This window comes from Pseudomonas sp. MWU12-2020 (genome assembly GCF_023100605.1).
GTDB lineage: Bacteria > Pseudomonadota > Gammaproteobacteria > Pseudomonadales > Pseudomonadaceae > Aquipseudomonas > Aquipseudomonas fluorescens_H.
In genome coordinates, this window is record NZ_JALMEX010000009.1 from 76,603 (window position 1) to 97,910 (window position 21,308).

Consider the following 21,308-nt stretch of genomic DNA (forward strand, 5'->3'; position numbering starts at 1 on the left):
CGAAAACCTTTATTCCGAACATTGCCCGAGAGCCTTCCATGCCCGAATCCGCCCACGTCATCCGCGCCCCGATCGCCCACAAGGCTGCCGGTGCCGACCCGTATGCCTGGCTGCAGGAACGCGACACCGACGCGGTGCTCGACTACCTCAAGGCTGAAAACGCCTATCAGGAAGCACAGACCGCCGATCAGGCCGCTCTGCGCGAAAGCCTGTTCGAAGAGATCAAGGGCCGGATCCTCGAGACCGACCTGTCCCTGCCCTCGCCCTGGGGCCCGTACCTGTATTACACCCGCACCACGGCGGGTGACGAGTACGCCCGGCATTACCGTTGCCCGCGTCCGGCTGACGACAGCCTGACCCTCGATGAAAGCCGCGAACAACTGCTGCTCGACCCGAACGTGCTGGCCAATGGCGGTTTCTTCTCGCTCGGCGCGTTCAGCATCAGCCCCGACCACCAGCGCCTGGCCTACAGCGTCGATGCCTCGGGCGACGAGATCTACACGCTGTTCGTCAAGGAATTGGCCAACGACAAGGTCAGCGAGCTGGAATTCGAAGACTGCGACGGCAGCATGACCTGGGCCAACGACAGCCTGACGCTGTTCTTTGGCGTGCTCGACGACACTCACCGCCCGCACAAACTGTATCGCTATCGCCTCGACGGCACGGCCGCCGAAGAGGTGTTCCATGAGCCGGACGGGCGCTTCTTCCTGCATTGCTACCGCTCCAGTTCCGAGCAGCAATTGCTGCTGACCCTGGGCAGCAAGACCACCAGCGAAGTCTGGGCACTGGATGCGCATCAGCCGCATCTGCCCTTCACCTGCCTGGCACCACGGGTCGAGGATCATGAATACGACGTCGACCACGGTGTGCTGGATGGCGTGTGGACCTGGTTCATCCGCACCAACCGCGATGGCATCAACTTCGCCCTGTATCAGGCGCCGGACACTGGTGCGGTACCGAGCGAAGCCGACTGGCAGAACCTGATCCCGCACAGCGACACGGTGATGCTCGACGGCGTGACGCTGAACACCGCGGCCATGACCCTGAGCCTGCGCGAAGGCGGTTTGCCGATCATCGAAGTTCACCCGCAAGGGCAGACGCCGTATCGCGTACAACTGCCGGACGCGGCCTACAGCCTCTATGTGCAGAACAGTCTGGAGTTCGAGAGCGACCGCATTCGTCTGCGTTACGAGGCGTTGAACCGTCCGGCGCAGGTTCGGCAGTTGCTGCTGGCCAGCGGCGAGCAAACTGTTCTGAAAGAAACCCCGGTGCTCGGCCCGTTCGACGCCGACGCCTACATCAGCCAACGCCTGTGGGCTACCGCACCGGACGGCACGCAGGTGCCGATCAGTCTGGTGATGAAGCGCGAAATGCTCGGCAAACCGGTGCCGCTGTATCTGTACGGTTATGGCGCCTACGGTTCCAGCCTCGATCCGTGGTTCTCCCACGCACGCCTGAGCCTGCTGGACCGCGGCATGGCCTTCGCCATCGCCCATGTGCGTGGCGGCGGTGAGCTGGGCGAAGCCTGGTATCGCGCCGGCAAGCAGGAACACAAGCACAACACCTTCAGCGACTTCATTGCCTGCGCCGAATTCCTGATCCTCAACGGCATCACCACCGCTGAAAAACTGGCGATCAGCGGCGGCAGCGCTGGCGGCTTGTTGATTGGCGCGGTGCTGAACCAGCGTCCAGACCTGTTCGGCGTGGCGATTGCCGAAGTGCCGTTCGTCGACGTGCTCAACACCATGCTCGACCCGGACTTGCCACTGACCGTCACCGAATACGACGAATGGGGCAACCCGGAAGAGCCGGACGTCTACGAGCGGATCAAGGCCTATGCGCCGTACGAAAACGTCACTGCGCAGGATTATCCGGCAACCCTGGTGATCGCCGGCTACAACGACAGTCGGGTGCAGTACTGGGAAGCGGCCAAGTGGGTGGCGAAATTGCGCGCGACCAAGACCGACGACAACCTGCTGCTGCTCAAGACCGAACTCGGTGCCGGGCATGGCGGAATGAGCGGGCGTTATCAGGGATTACGTGACGTAGCGCTCGAATATGCATTTGTGTTCAAGGTTTTGGGCCTGGCCTGAGGAACTCCGTCGGTCACTTGGGTCTTAACTCCAGACCCAGGGGGCCGATACCTATGACCCCCTGTAGGAGCTGCCGCAGGCTGCGATCTTTTGATCTTGTCTTTCAAAAATTAAAATCAAAAGATCGCAGCCTGCGGCAGCTCCTACAGGGGACGGTGTAAGCCTGGAATCAGTGAAAACAATAAAGACCGCAATGACATGTCAGAACCCACCCTGCTGAACAACGAAATTCGCGACTGGCTGATGGACTGTGGCCTGTTCGATCAATTGCAACTGGCGGACTTTGCCGCAGCCTCGGGCTACTTCAGCATCAGCACCGTGGCGGAGGGCGAAGCGATTTTCCGTGAGGGCGATGCCGGCAGTTTCATGTGCATCCTCCACACCGGTCAGGTCGCCGTGCAGAAGACTGGCCCCGACGGCCAGGTCATCACCATGGCCACCCTGCGCAGCGGGCGGGCGTTCGGTGAAATGGCCGTGCTGGATGGTGAGCGCCGTTCGGCGACCTGCGTCGCGGCGAGCAACTGTCAGTTGCTCAACCTGGGCAAGGACTCGCTGGAAAAGATGCTCAACGACGCACCGAAGATCGCCGCCAAGATCATCCGCGCCCTTGCCGTGTCCCTCTCCAAACGCCTGCGCATGGCTGACGGCCAACTCGCGGCGCAACAGATTTAACCGCCCGGGGATTTGACCTTGGTGCCGCTCGGTTCGATGCCCGGCACCGCTTGATCCTTGCTCGGCGGGCTGGGCATTTCGATCGGCACCAGCGGCGGGCTGCCACTGCCGGCACCGGCCTTCGGTGCGCTGATCGGGGTGATTTGCGGATACGGCGTCGGCGTGGCGGTGCCAGGTGAGCCGGGTTGCGGCGTCGGGCTGACCGGAATGGTCTGCTGCGCCTGCACTGCAGTAATCGAGAGCGCGGCCAGGGCAATGACCGTTAGAATGGTGCGCTTCATCAAGGGCTCCGTTTGGCCTTTAGTCTGCGCTCAGGCTACTCCCAACGGGCCTGCTTGCCTTCCCCTTTGTAGAGATTTCCATGAAACGTTTCGTTCTGCTCGACACCACGCCGATCCCAGATAACGGTGGCGCTCTGTGCCTGTTCGAGTATGGCGAGGATTTTGTCATCAAGATTCAGGGCGGCGACGGCGGGCAATTGATGAACACGCGCATGCACGGTTCGGAAGATGCACTGGCCGAGATCCCTTGCCGCAAGGTCGCCGGCCGGCCGAATTCGCGAGTGTTGATCGGCGGTTTGGGCATGGGTTTCACCCTCGCCTCGGCGCTCAAACATCTGGGCAAGGGTGCCGAAGTGGTGGTCGCCGAACTGGTGCCCGGCGTGGTCGAGTGGAACCGTGGGCCGCTCGGTGAAAAGTCCGGGCGACCGTTGCTCGATCCGCGCACAGTGATCCGTCAGGACGACGTGGCCAAGGTCCTGCAAAGCGAGCCGAACGGCTTCGACGCGATCATGCTCGACGTCGACAACGGCCCCGAAGGCCTGACGCAGAAGGCCAACAGCTGGCTGTACTCCGCCGCCGGCCTGAACGCCTGCGCCAAAGCCCTGCGGCCCAAGGGCGTGCTGGCGGTGTGGTCGGCCAGCGCCGACCGGCAGTTTTCCGACAAATTGAAGAAGGCCGGTTTCAAGGCCGAGGAAGTGCAGGTCTTCGCCCACGGCAACAAGGGCACCCGCCACACGATCTGGATTGCCGAGAAGCTCAAGGGCTGAGCTAAACTCTGCACATAACCGTCATTAGTCTTTTTTACAAAGGTGAACCCATGAGTTCGTCCACCCCGACCAACACGTCGAAGCTCGATCGCATCCTTGCCGACAACCAGCGCGACAAGGAAATGGGCTACCGCGACAAGGCCCTGAAGATGTATCCGCACGTCTGCGGCCGCTGCGCTCGTGAGTTTTCCGGCAAGCGTCTGAGCGAACTGACCGTGCACCACCGCGATCACAACCACGACAACAACCCGCAGGATGGCTCGAACTGGGAACTGTTGTGTGTGGATCTACCAGAAAAATGGTATCCGACTATGAATAGTCATAGGCCCCAACGATACATACCATTTTTTTCCGGTATGTGAGCCCTGACTTATCGCTTACAGAGCGTCTCGATACGGTTTATCCTTCCTAAGCACTCATCCCGGACACTCAAATGAACAACAAAACCACACCTAGCCTTTCTAAACTGGATCGAATCCTCGCAGATGCGAAGCGCGATAAGGAATCAGGTTATCGGGATAAAGCACTCAAGATGTATCCACATGTTTGCGGCCGATGCGCTCGTGAGTTTTCTGGCAAGCGCCTGAGCGAGCTAACCGTGCACCACCGTGACCACAACCACGACAACAACCCTCAGGATGGATCTAACTGGGAGCTTCTCTGCTTGTTCTGTCATGACAATGAACACTCACGCTACACTGATCAGCAATATTTCTCCGAATCTTCTTTGAGTTCGCCAAAACAAGCATCCGCAACTCACAACCCATTTGCAGCGTTGGCTGAACTTATGAAAAAGTGACTCCGCACAATGTAAAAAAAACAGCCAATAACACCCTTGCAAGTTTATTAGAAAACAAGCAATGCAAGATGCATCCTACCTCTTCTCGAGAGAAAACCATTATTTCTCAGCCGCTAGGAAAATATTCAATATCAGTACAAGTTGGTTACGCTCCCGAATGTGCGCACTGTATACCTTCGCAACAACAGCAAGCATTTAGCCCAAAACCCAAATAACTATAATCATGAGAACCAACGGACAACCACGGCGATATTAGGTAAAGAATTTTTTTGATACTCTTGAATACTGCACGTATCGAGTTTACTCTTTTCGCTAAAGCAAAAACGAGACGACACTGACAAACAAGATGATACTGAATAAAGCAATGGAAGCGTATATAGCACCGCCTTGCGGGCTCTTCCAGGAAAACATGCACTAATGTGTTCTATGTCTCCAAAGCGGAAACGAACCCCTTATCCGCGTTCTTGATACTTGCTGCTTGAGGAATATTGGCTAGAGTCAAAGAAGTTACTGGAATCCTCTACAACTTCAAGGATCGAACATGCGAAACCTTCAGCTCTTTGCTCCTGAAGCTTTCCCCACGGCTCATTCGGAAGTTCGTGCTTACACCATTGCGGCTTTTCGGGTTGCCCAAGCTAGTGATCAACTCTCATTGATCTCCATGTCAAAACCGCTTCTGGAATTTTTGGTGAAAAAACGTGCCTTGGGTTACTGGCTCTCAAGGGGCAGGCTAATCCAAGAAGTCCACGGCTATAGGCTTACGGAGCGGAGACTTGTCGATTGCCAGTCCGCGCTGGCGTTGCAACTGCCTACACATAATACAACTGCCAGCCAAGTGGCGTTCTGGGTGAATGAGTTCTGCTCAAATGCTGAGCTAAAGCGTACTGCAACCTTTGAGATTTGATATTTTTGCAGTTGGCTCAAGATATCTGGTCGCGGCAATTTTTTGGGCTGGGAGTGTATCGGTCACCGCCTAGGAAACGCAGATACCCCTTTGCGGAAAGTCTCTTGACTGCTCCGATGCCAGTTTAGTCAGTCGGCATCCGGACGGCCAATAGTGCCATTCCGAACTATCATCCTCTGCACCGTCTTAAGCTGCGCCTTTTTGAGCTACTCATGAAGCAGCGGCGAAAAGGTAAAAAAGGAATCTCAGGAGAGAATGTATGGTTCGGATTCGGAAGCTGGATATTCATAATTTCAGATCCATACGATCTCTGTCTTGGTTGCCCTCTGCTGGTATGAACTGCCTCATTGGACCTGGCGACAGCGGTAAAAGCACGATCCTCGATGCAATTGATCTATGCATGGGCGCTCGCCGCAACGCCTCATTTGCCGATACGGACTTTTTCAATCTCGACGTTTCACAACCTGTCCAAATCACCCTGATCATTGGTTCTCTGCCTGATGCTTTGATGAACTTCGATGCGTATGGTCAGTACCTTCAGGCATTCGACCGCACCTCCGGGGTCGTTTATGACGAGCCGTTTGAGGGACTTGAAACGGTCCTCTCATTGCGATTAACCGTTGATAGCGAACTTGAACCGAATTGGACGCTCGTCTCGCTGCGCGCTCAAGCATCGGGGCTCGAACGAAACATTGCTTGGAAAGATCGGCTGCTACTAGCGCCGGCTCGGCTCGGTGCCTATGCCAGCTCTAATCTTTCTTGGACGCGCGGCTCTGTACTCAACCGCCTGACTGAAGAGCGTCCCGAATTGGGCGCTCAATTGGCGAGCGCTTCTCGCGGAGCGCGTGAGGCGTTCGGAAACCAAGCCGGCGCACAGTTGGCCTCAACGTTGCAAATTGTTTATGAACAGGCGGTCTCCCTGGGAGTACCTGTTGGTGCCCGAACGCAAGCCCTGCTGGATGCTCATGCAGTGTCTATTGGAGATGGCGCAATAGCGTTGCACGATGAGCAAGGCGTACCGTTGCGTTCGTTGGGTACAGGATCGTCCAGGTTGCTCGTTTCAGGCTTGCAACGAGCGGCTGCACAGCGTGCATCCATCGCATTGGTGGATGAGGTGGAATATGGTCTTGAACCACACCGGCTAATCCGGCTACTCGACTCCTTGGGGGCAAAGGAAAGCATTAATCCCCTTCAAGCGTTCCTCACCACACATTCTCCAGTTGCAGTGAGAGAGCTTCGGGGCGACCAAATTTTCGTTGTGCGCAAGGGACAAGATGGCGCACACATAGTCAGCATGGTTGGCACCGCCGACGACGTGCAAAGCACAATCCGTATGGATCCTGAAGCCTTTCTGGCGCGCAGCGTTATTGTTTGTGAAGGAGCGAGTGAAGTTGGTTTGATTCGTGGCCTAGATCAATACTGGACAGCATTAAACTACCGTTCACTACTCGCCGCGGGCACGGCCTATGTAAATGTCGGTGGGGGCGATCCGGATCGCTGTTTTGTGCGGGGCTTAGCGCTGCTCCGATTGGGGTATCGGGTTATGGTTCTGGTTGATGCCGACAAACCACCGACTCCAGCTGTAGTGGCAGCTTACCGGGAGGCTGGAGGTCAGTTCATCACATGGAGGGAAGGCCGGGCTTTGGAGGATGAACTCTTTCTGAGTCTTCCTGATGTTGCCGTAGATTTGTTGTTGCAGCGTGCAACAGAATTCCTTGATGTAGAGTTGATCACCGCCCACATCAGTTCGCAGTCTCAGGGGGCGGCTACCCTCGAAGGTATATATCTGCAGCGTCAGCAACAGATTCCTTTTTCTCCAGATATACGTCAGCTTCTAGCTCTCACATCCCGAAACAGAAAACATGGCTGGTACAAATCGCTCACGAAATTCGAGATCTTGGCGCGCGACGTTATCGGCCCTAACTTAGGGGGGTGTGAGCAGGGCTTCATCGATCTAATAAACAATCTGTTTGGGTGGGCACATGCCGCCTGAGTACGATCTTCTAGCGCATTCACTCGGCGCCATCACAGCGCCCGCTGGGTGTGGCAAAACGCAGCTAATTGCGGACACGCTCGCTCAGCACGCGGGCTCGAAACCGGTGCTTGTTCTGACTCATACAAACGCCGGAGTGACAACGTTGCGCCTACGCATGCAGCGTGGCAACGTCCCGCCCGCTGCTTATCGAATCGCAACCCTCGATGGGTTCGCTATGCGTTTAGTTGGCACTTTCCCCACACGTAGTGGCATACCTACCGACACGCTGAGTTTGCTGAACCCCAACGCGGACTATCCAGCAATCCGTTTGGCTGCAGTTCACTTGATCCAGGCTGGCCACATTGCTGCAACTATGACCGCGTCTTATTCCCATCTAATCGTAGATGAATACCAAGACTGCAATATGGTGCAGCATGCGTTTGTAACTGCACTTTCTTCGGTGCTGCCAACCTCTGTGCTTGGCGATCCAATGCAAGCCATTTTCAATTTTCGTGGTAATCAACTAGTCGATTGGCATGCACATGTACTGCAGCAGTTTCCACCAATAGGTGAGCTGACCCACCCGTGGCGGTGGATAAATGCGGGTAAATCTGGATTTGGTGAATGGCTACTCAATTGTCGGCATACATTGCAGGCCGGTCACAGCATTGATCTGACCCAAGCGCCGGCGGAAGTCACTTGGGTACAACTGCATCCCGCCACTGCCGACAGGCAGCGTATTGCTGCCGCCTTGACCCCTCCAGTATCCCCTAACGGACAGGTGCTTGTGATCGGAGACAGTCGGAGTACTGAAAGTCGAAGGAGAATGGCCAGCCAAACGCCAGGGGCCAGTACTGTAGAGCCCGTGGACCTGGCTGATTTGACAACCTTCGGCCGCTCATTCGATCTACAACATCCCGACTCTGTAACAGTGCTAGTTAATTTTGCTGCTGAAGTGATGACCCAAGTCGGTGCCGCAGGACTATTGCAGCGACTTGTTTCTCTCTCTGGAGGACGGGCTCGTACGCCTCCATCGTCAGCAGAATCGGCGCTGCTGGCGTACTTGGTTGCACCGTCATTTTCTCTCGCCGAAGCCGCCCTCAGATCGTTAATGCAACAACCCAATGCACGTGTATACCGACCGGACGTGCTCTATGGATGTCTTAGAGCATTACAGGCGGCATCGCGAGGGCAGTGTTCTTTAGCTGATGCCACGGTACGAGAACGTGAGCGTAATCGGCATGAAGCACGACAGATAGCTCGGCGTGCTATTGGAAGTACGTTGTTATTGAAGGGGCTTGAGTCGGAGGTTGCCGTGATTACAGCGCCGGAGACCATGAATGCTCAGCATTTGTACGTCGCTATAACGCGGGGATCGGCTCGACTGGTTATCTGCTCTGCTACACCTCAGTTGGCTCCCCGATAGAGATCGCACCGATTGAGTGGTGGGTTATGTCATCGCCCTCCACCAGCACGCTTCATGACCACGATAAGCAAAGAACTACCCATTGCGGTCGGTGGGGAAAAGCAGAAGTCGGCCAACAGCAGCTCGGACTATTCAGGTCATCGATTTCTTAGATCCCGCATCGATAGTGCTCATGTTCGGGTTGAAGTCATCCAGTTGACGCGCAGTTCAACCGACCTCAAGGTCGATGGGGCCAGGACTCGAGCAATGAAAAATCAAGCTATACTGTATCGATTAACAGTGATTCTGCTAGTGAGCATGGATTTTTATAGATCAACTGGGCGAATAACGCCGAAGCGTACTCCGGCTCCAATCAGCACTTAATGGCGTTACAAAATCTAGTCATGAAGACGACACTGCCCCGCAGTCGACTGATGCCTAGCTCTAGAATCTTGATATTTGAGTACAAGTCCGCATGCACGAGACACTCGATAGAAACGTTGAGATCCGCACATTCAATACCATTTCTGAGATTGAGGCGCTCCCTGGTTTCAAAAAAGAAAACCCTGTATCGCCGAAAAACTATAAGCATTTGCTTGGAGATTACTTTCTAAGTGATGAAGTTAGGTGTTGTCTTCTGAAAGACAATGACAAGCTATGCAATGAGGGCCATAAATGGGGCTTTGTTGCCGTGCTTTCCGACAATAGCATTACTCTTGTTGGCAACGAATGCGCCAAAACAAAATTTAACGGTGAGTCAAGGCTTAGCGCTGATAGAACTAAGTATCTGAATCAGAAAAAACATGAAGAAAGCCTTGAGCGTCTTCGAGCGCTAGTTGAGCAAAAAGACTCTGCACTAAAAGAAATCCTGCAAGTGAAATCAGATTTGGCTACAGTCCAAAATCGTGTTCATGCAATGCGGGAAAAGCTCGGCCCCCAGACCATGAGACATCTTGAGTCGATCGCTCGCACCGGCGCGTACACGCTGTCAGTAACTGGCGTGACGATAAAGGAATACACAGACAAGAAAGGGAAGAAGAAAACTGATCGTCGTACCCAGCGCATGACACTGGGTACGATAGCCAGCACCTCCTTCCTTCTTGAGGAGAGATACCGCGACGTTTTGCACAGCCTCTCTGACGTCAAAAAAGCCTATGATGAAGCTGAGAAATTAGAGCAGAACGTCACCACGCTGAAACTTAATGCTCTCACAAAAAAAATGGATACCATTGAACAAGCAAAAACAAACGCGCTTCAACTTATCGAACAAGAGCGTAGATTCGCGACAAGTGATTTAAGTCTACTGTGCTACATAACTTCCGACAAAGTAGAACGATACAAGTCGGCAAAATATGCGCTAGAACAAGCAAATCAAGATTCCGGAAAAGAAAAAGCAAAGGAATGGTTTGCCGAGCAAGACCGTATTTTCCGCGATAAGTTGAACGTTACGAAAATCGAAGTCTTATAATTCATGATAGGGCGCAGACTGCGCCCTCCTCTGCATCGCAATAAAGTAAAACAAACCATTTGAGTGGTAAATTCCTCCATTGCCGTCGATGGAATATCAGAATGGCATGTCTCTAAGGACCCTCCACTTGAGAGCGATGACCTAGGTAATATTTCGGGATCGATTCGCCCCATCGACCAAGGGAGAACTTGTGTCTCTCAACCCATCCTAGTTCCCCAAAGGCCTCAACTTTGGGGAACTAGGAGTGAGGTCCTTTCCCCTAACGTCGCAATGATCGGGCGATAATTACCTGGCGGAAATGCGGAGAGCAGAACGCCTAAACGAGTACATTAAATACGGTGGCAAGAAGGTAAGACTGGCCCCCACCTTTCTGAAAGGGGAGGCCTGCGCCCATCATACATCCACCTATAGGCACTGAACCGTCACGCCTGCTCAGCCTCCTGTAGCACCAATTCGAACTGGGTCCACTCGCCAGGGGGATCGTCGCGGGTGAGGGTCAGGTGCTCACGCTTTCCCCTAGGCTTGCCGTTGTAGTGGAAGACTTCGCCGTCCATATAGCCCACCTCCCAAGTTCCCTCAAAATAACGTCCTTTTCGCAGCTCGCCCACCTTGCGCCCTTGATAATTCACATCGTAATTGGCATGCGGATCGTAGTGATTCACGGGTACTGCTCCTTGTTATGTTGGTTGGGAGAGTGTAGCCAGCTTAAGGACCTATCTTGAGAATGGGACGATCAGTTGTGTATTTCCGCTCGCCTGCAGCCATTGCCTCTAACTTCAGCGTCTAGCATTATACTTCCCTCCTTAAATCAAAATCAGCTGCCGGTACAGCAAGGAGAAGTACGCTTATGTACGATGGAGAAGCGGTTTTCAATCCAAGCTTTCGCCTTATTCCCGGACTGCCGAATCAAGAGCCATGTAGAGACCTTTACATGGAAACATTCTTCACTCTAGAGGATCCCGACGATCCAGATGCCTGGTACCCTCACGCAGTGGACCGCTGGCATCTGCTCGCCAGTATTTTTTCCAATCGCATCGTCACATATCCCGTATTCACCAATCCGCATGCAAAACGCTACCTCTCCCGTAGGCATGGGCGAATCAAGACTGTTATTTACGAGATGAAGTATGAACAGGCACTTCCGGAATCCTCGGATGCCGCTTTGACTTTGATCGATTTATATCTAACTTCTCGATCATGGAACAGCTGTAATTTTGGGCTAGGATTGATCAAAGATCTTGAGCCCCTATGCGCTGGCCTGATGCGAGTGGCTGAGCTAGATACCTTGGTGGTAACGCACGATGATCACATAAAAATTGACCGTAACTGCGCGCGTATTCCCGAGCGGCAGATTGAGGATTTGAGGCGGACATTTTATAAAGCGGATCGCAGACAAAAGGAGCGCATTCGGGCTGCGAAGCACTGGCACGTTCGCAATGCAATAATGGCGAAGCTCGCACCTGATAAATTTCCAGCGCTGCTGCAAGTGACTAGCACAGGGGAAATGATCGAGTACCGAATGGCCAGCACGAGGCGGTCGCAGGCCATGGAGAAGCAGCAACAACAGGCATCAGTAAGAACCGTTAGGCAGAATGCCAAACAGATTGCAAAGAACGCGCCGCACGAGCTGCTGCGTCTACATGCGGAAATTGAACGAGTAACGCTGGCAAACATGATCGAGCTTTTTGAAAAAAAGCTTAATCAGCAGCTCTCCGAATCTCACTGGCAGCGTTTTTTTGAGGACAACATATTCATCTTGTCCATGCTGTTTGCTCGGCCAGTCCAGCTACTTCATACCCAATTTCATGCTCAAGCAGCCAGCATCAATGGGGCTGGCGCGCAAATAGGCGACTTTCTTTTCCGGGAGTTGGGGCAGCCATTAGCTATCGTTGAAATAAAAAAGCCATCCAGTCCGCTTATGCTATCGAGTGCCTATCGCAACAACAAAGTCTTCGGGCCGCACCAAGAGCTCAGTGGCGCAATGACTCAGGTTCTCTACCAACAAACCTCATTGCGTAGTAACTGGTTGGTTCATCGAGCCGACTTACCAGGATCACAACCCGATGCCATCAAGTGCATAATCATCTGTGGCACCACTCCCACTGAACCCGAGCCGCGGCGCTGCTTCGATATTTTTCGGCACGCCTGCAAGGACGTGGAGGTCGTCACATTTGACGAGCTTCTAGACAAACTGAAGCTGCTGCTTTACCACCTAAACAGTTCAGAGCGAAACGAGGACGCCACCTGAATTCGGACCAAAACCATCAAACCCGACACGCTGGACCTGGACTCTTGCCCAGCCTCAAAAGCAAAACTTCCACAGACAGAATGATGGTTAATTTTGTTGCACGGTCCAAGTGCGGCTCGCTACCCAACCCCTGATGCAAATTACTTGTGAGCAAGGGATAAAAATTGTCACAGTCACTCAGGGATTTCCCGGTTTCCAAGGGTGCTCAAAGAAACACATCGAAAATAAAGGCTGTCGGAAAATCGATACCCACAAAAAATGGAGCCCATTGCAATAAATAAAGGGGTTGTCACAGGCGAAAAGCAAGACCCGAAAATCTCAACGGTGCCCCATTGAAGGCCTGCCGGTAATGATACTTTAGCCGTAACAAACGAATGCTCATGACCGCGATTGAAAGCGAGCAGATATGACGGAAGCAGATAACCATGGCTCTATCTTCATCTCATACGCATGGGGCGAAAGCTTCGAAAACAAGGAATGGATACGTCGACACATAGTTTCCTATTTGGATTGGAACCATGACGTCTTCTGGGATCGAGACAACATCGGCTACGGCGAGCTACCCGACGTTGTCATATCCAAACAGTTGGCCAAGCGACCACTGACGGTTTTGTGCCTCTGTGATCTGGACTATCTGCAATCGGCGAAGAAAGAAGGCTCCGGACTGTCTCGTGAGCTACAGATGCTGGCCGAAATAATTGATCAGCCTGGTGTCAGGGTTATACCGCTGATCCTTGAGTCTGGATGCGCTGGTCACCTACCTGATCCATTGATCAATCGCATTTACCTAAACCTTCAGCCCTTAATGCAGCGGAAGATAGATATCGGGATGACGCTAGCGGATCTGGCGGAAGGTTGCAGCCAGGCAGTGGTGCAATCCGGTATCAATAAGACGCTGGCCGCATTCAAGCTACGAGAGCGTGCCAATACTTATCTCAGGAAGAACCCAATAACGTTATGGGGCAACCCTCAAAATCATGAAGTCACTGTCTATTCTGAGGAAGCTGCACCCTACCTGCTAAAGCCTCCTAAGTGGATGTGGGAAAGCGATCGTTGGAATTACATGCTCAATGATGACGGCCCGACCTTTTGCCCCACCAAAGGAATCTGGCATTGGGAATATTGCGCTATCTCTCTGGAGATACGCCCATTGAGTACAGCGGCGGTATCGACATTTTTTCCGCAGCTCACCAGTGAGGACGAACAGGGGTTATTGAATGCGGCAGGCATACTGCTGGCATCCAAACTGTTCAATACCTTTAAAATTAATGAGATCTTCACGTTCAGTGCTGAGGATCTGACGACCTACCTGATCAACAGCGAAGAAGGATTTCATATTCTTGAGCGACTGCTGGACGCAGCCGAAGCCCTTTCCCCTGCCTGACCCCGCTCACGCCGTCGCGTTGGACTCAATACGTGGAAAGGGCCTCAAGGCCTAGCGGCACGCTTCAGACGAGTTCTTGTTTGAGATAGTGATTTACCTCCTTCACGATATTACGAGCGGTGCGTGTCACCCCGATCAACGTCGCGGAAGCCAAGCCAGTCCAGTCGCCATAGCCAACTAGCCAAAGCCGAGGTTCGATTGAAGAACGGTTGTCGTGAACGTCGACCCGCCCCTGTGAGTTGACCACGCCGAGCCCCCGCAGGTGGTTCAAAGAGGGAGCGAAACCAGTGCACCAGATAATGGCATCAACCGTGGTCTCATCTCCATTTTTCCAGACAACGCCGTCTGGCGTAAAAAACTCAAATGGTCGTACAGCTTTCAAAACACCACGTTCACGCGCTTCTTTCACCGACGGCACCATGACGATGTCACCCAATCCGCCGGTTGGTTCGGGTATGTTACGTCCTTCCTGATGGGCTTTCAGACGCTCAGTGGCGCGCTCAAAAAGCACACGGCCATCTACGTCATCAGGCAAAAACATTGGCTCGTCCAGGGTCACCCAGGTAGCGTCCGCCACCTTGGATATCTCGGCGTAGATCTGGGCACCTGAGTTACCTCCGCCGATAACCAGTACCCGTTTGCCTTGGAACGACTCGGCGCAACGGTAGTGCGCTGAGTGAATCTGCGGACCTTGATAAAGCTCGCTCTTCGGGTAATGGGGAATGCGGGGATTGCTCCAAGTCCCGGTCGCGCTGATTACGATTTTGGCATCCCAATGCTGAGTTTCTGAGTGGACCCGCAGACCGAAACTCTGAGGCTCAACGCTCGTGACCTCTACGGGACGTACGATAGGAAACCCGTACCTGCTTTCGTACTGTGCCAGGTAATCAACAACATGATCTCGACCGGGATTGCCATCATTCACCGGTGGCATCGGCCACCCTGCGATGGAACTCCAGGCAGACGGTGAGAACAGCTGCAATGAATCCCATCCGTGACGCCACGCACCACCCGGGCCTTTTTCTGCATCTAACAGAACGAACGACAAGCCGGTGCGTTTGAGGAAGTAAGCCGTTGTCAGCGCAGCCTGACCTGCTCCGATGACCACCACATCCAGCAGTGTGTTTTGAGTGTCCATCAACTACTCCCTCTGGCTAAGACAAAGCTCTCAAAGGCGCTCGATGTAAGAGACGTGCGAAGGCTTTTGGATTGCTCGCGGCCGCAGTTGCTGTACCAACTCAACAGCACGGGCACGTGGCATCCCTCTGTCGATCATGAGTTTTGCGGCGACCAACCCAGTACGTCCCGACCCACCTTTGCAATGAATCGCAATGGCCCGGTTTGCGTCCAGAAGCTTCGACAACGCTGGGAGAGCCTTCTGCCACCGGGCCTCAAATTCAGCGTCAGGAGCCTCATCGTCCTCAATCGGTAGCTGGTACCAAGCGAGCTCTGCCGCCTGGACTTGCTGACCTAACTCACCAACACCGTTGTGAGTGAGTTCGGCGTCGGACATCAAACTGACGATGGCACTGGCGCCTGCGTTTTTCAGGGTGGCGAGCGCTTGTTGGAGCGACTCACCCTGAGTGCCCGGACACGGGGTGAAGATGAGAGTACCCGCACCGTCTGGCATTACTAGGATCGAGAAAGGGTGAGACATGATGAGATCCTTAGATGGAGCGCTGATTCACTCGTTTCGACAGCTCTTCAGCCGACTCCTTTCGTTCCGAGTAACGGTCTACCAGGTAATCCTGACGGTCACGCAATAGCAGGGTGAACTTCATCAGTTCCTCCATCACGTCGACCAGGCGATCGTAGTAGGACGAAGGCTTCATACGCCCATCCTCGTCGAATTCGGTAAACGCTTTGGGTACTGAGGACTGATTGGGGATTGTCACCATCCGCATCCAGCGACCCAGAACTCGCAACTGATTCACCACGTTAAAAGATTGAGAGCCGCCACAAACCTGCATGACGGCCAGAGTTTTACCTTGGGTTGGACGTACTGCGCCCATCGCCAAAGGCACCCAATCGATCTGAGCTTTAAAAACAGCGCTCATCGATCCATGACGCTCTGGAGAACACCACACTTGCCCTTCCGACCACTGCATTAGCTCGCGGAGTTCCGCGACTTTCGGATGGGTATCCGGAGCATCATCAGGCAGTGGTAAACCTGATGGGTCGAAGATTCGTGTTTCCGCACCGAAGTGCTCCAACAACCGCGCGGCTTCTTGGGTAACCAACCGGCTGAACGAACGCTCGCGCGTCGACCCGTAGATGAGAAGGATGCGCGGTTTATGCGTGGACGGCTCACGAGGAGTGAGTCGTTCCATGCTTGGGACGTCGATGAGGTCTGCTTCGATGTTTGGAAAATGGTCTTTCATAGTGACTCCTGGCCCCTGCGACGCTTGGCCTACAACGTGCCGATGCGGGCTAGCTCAGTTTTAAGGTCTTCTTTGCTCAACGTAGCGATAGGCAACGAAATGAAGGCGTTGACCCGCTCCTGGATTTTGCTCAGGGTTTGCTGGAATGCCGCCTCGATATGCGCTTCAGATCCCGTAGCTTCGGAGGGATCTGCCAGCCCCCAGTGAGCCTTGAGCGCCGGGCCGAAGAAAATCGGGCAGGCTTCGCCGGCAGCCCGATCGCAGACCGTGATCACGATGTCTGGTGGCGACCCTTCAAAGGCATCGGAGGCTTTACTGCTAAGGCCTTCAGTAGGGATACCAGCTGCTTTGAGCGTTTGAATCGCTCGCGTGTTTACCCGGCCACTTGGGAAGCTTCCGGAACTGACGGCTTCCATTCCTTCAGGAGCAAGGTGTTTGAACACCGCCTCGGACAAGATGCTCCGGCAGCTGTTGTGGGTGCACATGAATAGGACTTTCATCGTGATCTCCTGGAATCAAAAGCTGAGGCGCAAAGCCAAGGCGCTCAGGGTGGCAATGAGGATTGGAAGCGTGAGCACCACACCGGTCTTGAAGTAGTAACCCCAACTGATGGTGATGTCTTTTTTAGCCAGCACGTGTAGCCAGAGCAGTGTGGCTAGGCTACCGATAGGAGTGATTTTCGGACCAAGGTCGCAGCCAATGATGTTCGCGTAGACCATGGCTTGATGAACTACGCCAGTAGCTTCCGTTGCATGTATCGAGAGCGCTCCGATGAGTACTGTTGGCATGTTGTTCATGATCGAAGAAAGCACGGCGGTCAGGAGTCCTGTACCCAGCGATGCCCCCCAAATGCCATATCCAGCGAAGACATTGAGCAATTGAGCAATGTGGTCAGTCAGTCCGGCGTTCTTCAAGCCATACACCACCAGGTACATGCCCAGCGAGAAGATCACGACTTGCCACGGGGCGCCCTTGAGCACCTTGCTGGTGTTGATGGCGTGACCTTTGGCGGCGATGACGTAGAGCACCAATGCGCAGGCGGCGGCGATGGCACTGATGGGGATACCCAGTGGCTCGACAACGAAGAAGCCGACCAGTAACGCGAGCAGCACCCACCATCCTGCCACGAAGGTTGCGCGATCGCGTATCGCATCCTCTGGGGCATGGAGCTGTGTCAGGTCATAAGTCTTGGGTAAGTCTTTGCGGAAAAACCACAGGAGCATTCCCAGCGTTGCAGCGATGCTGACCAAGTTGACCGGCACCATAATTGCCGCGTACTCGCTGAAGCCAATGTTGAAGTAATCGGCCGAAACGATATTCACCAGGTTGGAAACCACCAACGGCAAACTCGCTGTATCAGCAATGAATCCTGCGGCCATCACAAACGCCAGAGTCGCTGCGGGTGAAAAGCGCAGGGCCAGCAACATGGCGATCACGATAGGAGTAAGGATCAGCGCCGCGCCGTCATTGGCGAACAGCGCTGACACAGCTGCTCCCAGCAAGATGATGAAGGCAAACAACTTGCGGCTGCTGCCACCTCCCCAGCGAGCGACATGCAGGGCTGCCCACTCGAAGAAACCGGCCTCGTCGAGCAGCAGACTGATGATGATCACGGCGATGAACGTCGCCGTGGCGTTCCAAACGATATTCCATACCACCGGGAAATCGCCAAGGCTGACCACGCCGCTCAACAACGCAAGCGCGGCACCCAATGAGGCACTCCAGCCGACACCCAACCCTTTGGGCTGCCAGATGACCAGAACGATGGTGACAATGAAAATAAGTAGAGCGATTAGCATGCGATCGGCTCGTTTCGAAAGGTTGGATCAGCCGCACACGGTCTGATTGACTGGACGATCGTTCATTTCACAGAGCCGCTTGGTTTCTGTGTCCAACCACTGCTGGTTGGCATCAACGACACCCTTAAGCACTTCGGTGACCCAAGTCGGCAGTTCGGGATGGAGTCGGTAGTAAACCCATTGTCCTTGGCGGCGATCCGCCAGTAACCCGGAGGATCTCAGCAGTGCGAGATGTCGAGATATTTTCGGTTGGCTCTGCTCAAGAGCGGCGGTCAGTTCGCATACACAGAGTTCTCCCTCGCGGGCGATGAGTAGCGTTATTTTGGTTCGAGTGTCATCTGCCAGGCTTTTGAACAAAACGGTAGGAGTGATTGGCTCGTTCATGAGGCCTCCAGGTGTTTGGTTTTAACCAATACAAATAATTTGATGCGTTCGTGGATATCGTGAAGGGCGTGTTTGAAGGCGTCCGGGTGAGTGCTGCTCACTGGATCCTCAAAGTCCCAGGCAAGCACTTCACCTGCCTTGGGCATCGCCAGACATTCACGCGCAGACTTGTCGCAGGGGGTAATTACGTAGTCGAAACGCTCGTCACGAAACTCTTCGACGGACTTGCTGCGTAGCCCTTTTGCATCAACGCCGACGTGTTCCAGTGCTGCAACGGTCCGTGAATCAACCTCAGTTGGTTCGGTACCAGCGCTGAACGCTTGAAAACGCGCGTCGCTGTTTCTCAGCAATGCTTCAGCCAGCTGAGATCGAGCGGAGTTAGCAACGCAGATAAAAAGCACTTTGATGGGGGCGCTCATGACCACACCTCACGCATATGGGAAATCGAATATACGATAATTCGAATATACGGTAAAGCGAATGTGTTTAGGAGAGCCTGCCTGATCCTTTCCGCGAGGTTAGGCGAAAACTGCTGATTAGGGATTTGTAAGCGTCTGGCGAGCTCACATTCCGAACTGTGCGCCTCCCCGTTGACGCTGATACGATGGCACTTTCGAATCGTCGGCAGGGAAGCGCATGTTCGATCTACTCAAGCTGCTCACAGACAACAGCCCTTCGCTCAACAGTGACATGCAGGCGTGGTTCAAGCAGTACCCGCCAGACGCCCCATGGAACATCTATTCCGACTACTGTGTAGGCAACACAGAGAAGGCCAATGACAGCTTTTCATTTGTCATTACTCTGAAGCACGAGACTGACAAGAATTTTTCAGAGTACATCGCGAACGTTGCGCCAAAAGACCTGAAGAAGACACGCCAGGCCTCGGAAGGTCTGATTTCCTACCTCAACTGCCCTGTGGCCTTCAGCGTCTCGTTCATCGTTGAGCGAGATTCGAAGCTCCTTCGAGATTTCATCACTGATGACAACATCCATGGATTCTGTGTAGGACTTCGTGAGCTGATCGGCGAATGGTCAGACGACCCAGGCGTCGATAGACCGTATTGGCAACGTATTGACAAAGCGCTTGGGGAATTCGCGGACGAAGTGAAGCGTAAGAAATTCAATGCGAAGCTGGCGAGGCAGGTATTGCTGACCTCTACGTTCGCAGCGTTTCTCTTCTTGACGCTTAACAAGCTAAAGGAGCCGGCATTTCTCAGATGGGTGACTGATAGAGATGCTACTTTTGAAAAGTACAATGAGGTGGCTTTTGACATCGCTTTCATGCTGTTTCTTATCGTTCGTCATCAGTCTGGAAATGTAAAAGATCCCAATAAGCCTCAATTTATATTCGCCTACCCATTCATGGATGGGAAAACTGACTATGCAGAGCATGTACGCCTTCCTGACTACCTTGCAGGACTCTGCGCTGACATAAAATTGCCCTCCATGGAGTTCACACACACCAAATTCGAGAAGATCTTTGGTACTGCCATAATCAACTCGACGAACAATGTCGTTCTCCAGATCCTGGGGAATCCAGAAAAAATTACTGCAAGGCGCCTCACATTTAGGGAAGAATCATGAGCGTAAACTTCAACGAAAAGCTCGTAGAACTTAGTTATCACGTACTCTATGAGAAACACTTCGCCAAACTTTATAAGAAACGGCAATATGAAATTTTCTCTCCAGGCAAGGAAGAGGTTCACGTAGGTTTTGACCTTGGATTTGCGGCGCCTGACCCTACGTGCAAATTTAGAAAAGGGGAGTTTTTTGAATGGATAAAGAAGCGCTTAATAGATACCAGTACTAACAACAGCGCATTTATTTTTGCATATTTCTATCAGTACAAACTAATAGCGCCTGTCAACTTAAAAAGACTGAGAGATGCCACTGTCAGAACTGGTCTTACCAATGCGGGCTACGATCCAAATGGCAGGCCTTATAGGGCAAAGCTTGACACGGTAAGGAAGATGTACGCGAAGGGCACTCGCCAACATCCTTTCAGCCAGCATGAAGCTCTATGTCGCTTGTCGCGAGTTAAAGACGCGGAAGTTTTTTACTGCACCCCAAAGTTTGATGAGCAAATGGGCATACCCAAGGAAAATAAGCGCTCCCTAAATGATTTAACTAGAACGCCGGTTACGATTAATACGCCTGATTTTGCTCGATCGACTCCCCATCATCTATTTTTCAAAGACGTTAATGGCAATAAACCGATGTGGTGCTCCGAACCAGTACCTGCAGAGTCGAGTGAGGAGATCCGCATCCCAAACCTTCTTACCCCCGAGCAACTTGTTAAGTTTATAAAAACGAATTACCTGCTCAATGAGGGGAGTGACAAAGTCGATTACAACGAAACGAGAATCACAGAAGAAGACCTAAGTAGAACCACCTTCCTAAAATACCTAGATGCGTTACCGAAGTGCGGAAAAATCGCAATTGTCTTTGACTAATGTCGCACCAGCTTCGCTGAAATAGGCCAGCGGATTAGATTCGTGCATCTGCCCATGCTTGCACTAACCTCCGGCCTATTTTCTGCTAGCAGCAGGTGACCGGCTTTCAGGCTTCAACATTGTTGATCTCTACACGAGATGCGCAGACCACATCTTGCTCCACAATCATTTCAAGCCCCTGAAACAAGTCTTGACTGACTCTATAATCACATAGACCTCCTCACGAGTGTTCGCAATTCTTGCGGTCGCACGCCCGTTGTCTTCCCGTACACAGAAGATCGGTGATTAGGCTCTG

At 53.3% G+C, this 21,308-nt stretch carries 21 protein-coding genes and 1 pseudogene; 13 read left to right on the forward strand and 9 right to left on the reverse strand.

Features of this window, described 5'->3' with window-relative positions; genetic code table 11:
• The first annotated feature begins 38 nt into the window (after nucleotides 1–38).
• Nucleotides 39–2,093 carry a S9 family peptidase gene (locus M0814_RS20105; protein WP_103484423.1) on the forward strand — a complete coding sequence of 685 codons (2,055 nt, stop codon included), beginning with the start codon at nucleotides 39–41 and terminating at the stop codon, nucleotides 2,091–2,093.
• A gap of 198 nt (nucleotides 2,094–2,291) precedes the next feature.
• Complete coding sequence (locus M0814_RS20110) at nucleotides 2,292–2,765, forward strand: cyclic nucleotide-binding domain-containing protein (protein WP_103484422.1); 474 nt, start codon at nucleotides 2,292–2,294, stop codon at nucleotides 2,763–2,765.
• Here the strand turns inward: M0814_RS20110 and M0814_RS20115 are convergent.
• Complete coding sequence (locus tag M0814_RS20115) at nucleotides 2,762–3,046, reverse strand: hypothetical protein (protein ID WP_103484421.1); 285 nt, start codon at nucleotides 3,044–3,046, stop codon at nucleotides 2,762–2,764. The two genes, M0814_RS20110 and M0814_RS20115, sit on opposite strands and share 4 nt — an antisense overlap.
• An 80-nt stretch (nucleotides 3,047–3,126) precedes the next feature.
• On the opposite strand from M0814_RS20115, the gene M0814_RS20120 reads away from it, so the two are divergent.
• The 7 genes and pseudogenes from M0814_RS20120 to M0814_RS20150 all read left to right on the forward strand — a co-directional run bounded on the left by M0814_RS20120 (nucleotide 3,127) and on the right by M0814_RS20150 (nucleotide 10,364).
• Nucleotides 3,127–3,813 (forward strand): spermidine synthase, encoded by a 687-nt coding sequence (locus M0814_RS20120; protein ID WP_003222615.1) that lies wholly within the window; start codon nucleotides 3,127–3,129, stop codon nucleotides 3,811–3,813.
• A gap of 50 nt (nucleotides 3,814–3,863) precedes the next feature.
• A pseudogene (locus tag M0814_RS20125) lies at nucleotides 3,864–4,097 on the forward strand (YajD family HNH nuclease); the annotation flags it as partial.
• A gap of 149 nt (nucleotides 4,098–4,246) precedes the next feature.
• The gene (locus M0814_RS20130) at nucleotides 4,247–4,612 is read left to right on the forward strand and encodes a YajD family HNH nuclease (RefSeq protein ID WP_081794187.1); all 366 of its coding nucleotides are present in this window, start codon (nucleotides 4,247–4,249) and stop codon (nucleotides 4,610–4,612) included.
• Between the two features lie 541 nt (nucleotides 4,613–5,153).
• Nucleotides 5,154–5,516: a hypothetical protein gene (locus tag M0814_RS20135; protein ID WP_103484420.1), complete on the forward strand. Its 363-nt coding sequence runs from the start codon at nucleotides 5,154–5,156 to the stop codon at nucleotides 5,514–5,516.
• Nucleotides 5,517–5,775: 259 nt separating this feature from the next.
• Nucleotides 5,776–7,509, forward strand: a complete 1,734-nt coding sequence (locus tag M0814_RS20140) for an ATP-binding protein (protein ID WP_103484419.1) — start codon at nucleotides 5,776–5,778, stop codon at nucleotides 7,507–7,509.
• Complete coding sequence (locus M0814_RS20145; RefSeq protein ID WP_081794186.1) at nucleotides 7,499–8,917, forward strand: UvrD-helicase domain-containing protein; 1,419 nt, start codon at nucleotides 7,499–7,501, stop codon at nucleotides 8,915–8,917. Before M0814_RS20140 ends, M0814_RS20145 begins: the two co-directional genes overlap by 11 nt.
• 454 nt (nucleotides 8,918–9,371) lie before the next feature.
• The gene (locus M0814_RS20150; protein ID WP_047598147.1) at nucleotides 9,372–10,364 is read left to right on the forward strand and encodes a hypothetical protein; all 993 of its coding nucleotides are present in this window, start codon (nucleotides 9,372–9,374) and stop codon (nucleotides 10,362–10,364) included.
• Nucleotides 10,365–10,786: 422 nt separating this feature from the next.
• Here the strand turns inward: M0814_RS20150 and M0814_RS20155 are convergent, their stop codons facing one another.
• Nucleotides 10,787–11,026: a hypothetical protein gene (locus tag M0814_RS20155; protein WP_047598146.1), complete on the reverse strand. Its 240-nt coding sequence runs from the start codon at nucleotides 11,024–11,026 to the stop codon at nucleotides 10,787–10,789.
• Nucleotides 11,027–11,295: 269 nt separating this feature from the next.
• On the opposite strand from M0814_RS20155, the gene M0814_RS20160 reads away from it, so the two are divergent.
• Together M0814_RS20160 and M0814_RS20165 are read left to right on the forward strand one after the other, a co-directional pair.
• Nucleotides 11,296–12,612: a Shedu immune nuclease family protein gene (locus M0814_RS20160; protein WP_218565923.1), complete on the forward strand. Its 1,317-nt coding sequence runs from the start codon at nucleotides 11,296–11,298 to the stop codon at nucleotides 12,610–12,612.
• A gap of 406 nt (nucleotides 12,613–13,018) precedes the next feature.
• Complete coding sequence (locus M0814_RS20165) at nucleotides 13,019–13,996, forward strand: toll/interleukin-1 receptor domain-containing protein (RefSeq protein WP_047598144.1); 978 nt, start codon at nucleotides 13,019–13,021, stop codon at nucleotides 13,994–13,996.
• 64 nt (nucleotides 13,997–14,060) lie between these two features.
• Here the strand turns inward: M0814_RS20165 and M0814_RS20170 are convergent, their stop codons facing one another.
• The 7 genes from M0814_RS20170 to M0814_RS20200 are packed head-to-tail and all read right to left on the reverse strand — an operon-like array spanning nucleotide 14,061 to nucleotide 18,979.
• Nucleotides 14,061–15,134, reverse strand: a complete 1,074-nt coding sequence (locus tag M0814_RS20170) for an ArsO family NAD(P)H-dependent flavin-containing monooxygenase (RefSeq protein ID WP_047598143.1) — start codon at nucleotides 15,132–15,134, stop codon at nucleotides 14,061–14,063.
• Between the two features lie 30 nt (nucleotides 15,135–15,164).
• Nucleotides 15,165–15,653: a cyclin-dependent kinase inhibitor 3 family protein gene (locus tag M0814_RS20175; RefSeq protein WP_103484417.1), complete on the reverse strand. Its 489-nt coding sequence runs from the start codon at nucleotides 15,651–15,653 to the stop codon at nucleotides 15,165–15,167.
• 10 nt (nucleotides 15,654–15,663) lie between these two features.
• Entirely contained in the window at nucleotides 15,664–16,377 is a 714-nt protein-coding gene (arsH, locus tag M0814_RS20180; protein ID WP_103484416.1) for an arsenical resistance protein ArsH, read from the reverse strand.
• A 29-nt stretch (nucleotides 16,378–16,406) separates the two neighbouring features.
• Nucleotides 16,407–16,877: an arsenate reductase ArsC gene (locus M0814_RS20185; protein ID WP_103484415.1), complete on the reverse strand. Its 471-nt coding sequence runs from the start codon at nucleotides 16,875–16,877 to the stop codon at nucleotides 16,407–16,409.
• A 15-nt stretch (nucleotides 16,878–16,892) separates the two neighbouring features.
• The gene (locus M0814_RS20190) at nucleotides 16,893–18,176 is read right to left on the reverse strand and encodes an arsenic transporter (RefSeq protein ID WP_103484414.1); all 1,284 of its coding nucleotides are present in this window, start codon (nucleotides 18,174–18,176) and stop codon (nucleotides 16,893–16,895) included.
• A 27-nt stretch (nucleotides 18,177–18,203) separates the two neighbouring features.
• Nucleotides 18,204–18,560: a metalloregulator ArsR/SmtB family transcription factor gene (locus M0814_RS20195; protein ID WP_047598137.1), complete on the reverse strand. Its 357-nt coding sequence runs from the start codon at nucleotides 18,558–18,560 to the stop codon at nucleotides 18,204–18,206.
• A complete protein-coding gene (locus M0814_RS20200; RefSeq protein ID WP_103484413.1) occupies nucleotides 18,557–18,979 on the reverse strand; it encodes an arsenate reductase ArsC in 423 nt (140 codons plus the stop codon). The genes M0814_RS20195 and M0814_RS20200 overlap by 4 nt, the downstream gene beginning before the upstream one ends.
• A gap of 217 nt (nucleotides 18,980–19,196) precedes the next feature.
• On the opposite strand from M0814_RS20200, the gene M0814_RS20205 reads away from it, so the two are divergent.
• Together M0814_RS20205 and M0814_RS20210 are read left to right on the forward strand one after the other, a co-directional pair.
• Nucleotides 19,197–20,144, forward strand: coding sequence for a hypothetical protein (locus tag M0814_RS20205; RefSeq protein WP_047598135.1), 948 nt, complete (start codon nucleotides 19,197–19,199; stop codon nucleotides 20,142–20,144).
• Nucleotides 20,141–21,013, forward strand: a complete 873-nt coding sequence (locus tag M0814_RS20210) for a hypothetical protein (RefSeq protein ID WP_047598133.1) — start codon at nucleotides 20,141–20,143, stop codon at nucleotides 21,011–21,013. The genes M0814_RS20205 and M0814_RS20210 overlap by 4 nt, the downstream gene beginning before the upstream one ends.
• Nucleotides 21,014–21,308 lie beyond the last annotated feature (295 nt).

Excerpts from the sequence above, each read along its gene's own strand:
- M0814_RS20105 (WP_103484423.1), top strand. The coding sequence starts at position 39 with ATGCCCGAATCCGCCCACGTCATCCGCGCCCCGATCGCCCACAAGGCT.
- M0814_RS20110 (WP_103484422.1), top strand. The coding sequence starts at position 2,292 with ATGTCAGAACCCACCCTGCTGAACAACGAAATTCGCGACTGGCTGATG.
- M0814_RS20115 (WP_103484421.1), bottom strand. The coding sequence starts at position 3,046 with ATGAAGCGCACCATTCTAACGGTCATTGCCCTGGCCGCGCTCTCGATT.
- M0814_RS20120 (WP_003222615.1), top strand. The coding sequence starts at position 3,127 with ATGAAACGTTTCGTTCTGCTCGACACCACGCCGATCCCAGATAACGGT.
- M0814_RS20130 (WP_081794187.1), top strand. The coding sequence starts at position 4,247 with ATGAACAACAAAACCACACCTAGCCTTTCTAAACTGGATCGAATCCTC.
- M0814_RS20135 (WP_103484420.1), top strand. The coding sequence starts at position 5,154 with ATGCGAAACCTTCAGCTCTTTGCTCCTGAAGCTTTCCCCACGGCTCAT.
- M0814_RS20140 (WP_103484419.1), top strand. The coding sequence starts at position 5,776 with ATGGTTCGGATTCGGAAGCTGGATATTCATAATTTCAGATCCATACGA.
- M0814_RS20145 (WP_081794186.1), top strand. The coding sequence starts at position 7,499 with ATGCCGCCTGAGTACGATCTTCTAGCGCATTCACTCGGCGCCATCACA.
- M0814_RS20150 (WP_047598147.1), top strand. The coding sequence starts at position 9,372 with ATGCACGAGACACTCGATAGAAACGTTGAGATCCGCACATTCAATACC.
- M0814_RS20160 (WP_218565923.1), top strand. The coding sequence starts at position 11,296 with ATGGAAACATTCTTCACTCTAGAGGATCCCGACGATCCAGATGCCTGG.
- M0814_RS20165 (WP_047598144.1), top strand. The coding sequence starts at position 13,019 with ATGACGGAAGCAGATAACCATGGCTCTATCTTCATCTCATACGCATGG.
- M0814_RS20170 (WP_047598143.1), bottom strand. The coding sequence starts at position 15,134 with ATGGACACTCAAAACACACTGCTGGATGTGGTGGTCATCGGAGCAGGT.
- M0814_RS20175 (WP_103484417.1), bottom strand. The coding sequence starts at position 15,653 with ATGTCTCACCCTTTCTCGATCCTAGTAATGCCAGACGGTGCGGGTACT.
- arsH (WP_103484416.1), bottom strand. The coding sequence starts at position 16,377 with ATGAAAGACCATTTTCCAAACATCGAAGCAGACCTCATCGACGTCCCA.
- M0814_RS20185 (WP_103484415.1), bottom strand. The coding sequence starts at position 16,877 with ATGAAAGTCCTATTCATGTGCACCCACAACAGCTGCCGGAGCATCTTG.
- M0814_RS20190 (WP_103484414.1), bottom strand. The coding sequence starts at position 18,176 with ATGCTAATCGCTCTACTTATTTTCATTGTCACCATCGTTCTGGTCATC.
- M0814_RS20195 (WP_047598137.1), bottom strand. The coding sequence starts at position 18,560 with ATGAACGAGCCAATCACTCCTACCGTTTTGTTCAAAAGCCTGGCAGAT.
- M0814_RS20200 (WP_103484413.1), bottom strand. The coding sequence starts at position 18,979 with ATGAGCGCCCCCATCAAAGTGCTTTTTATCTGCGTTGCTAACTCCGCT.
- M0814_RS20205 (WP_047598135.1), top strand. The coding sequence starts at position 19,197 with ATGTTCGATCTACTCAAGCTGCTCACAGACAACAGCCCTTCGCTCAAC.
- M0814_RS20210 (WP_047598133.1), top strand. The coding sequence starts at position 20,141 with ATGAGCGTAAACTTCAACGAAAAGCTCGTAGAACTTAGTTATCACGTA.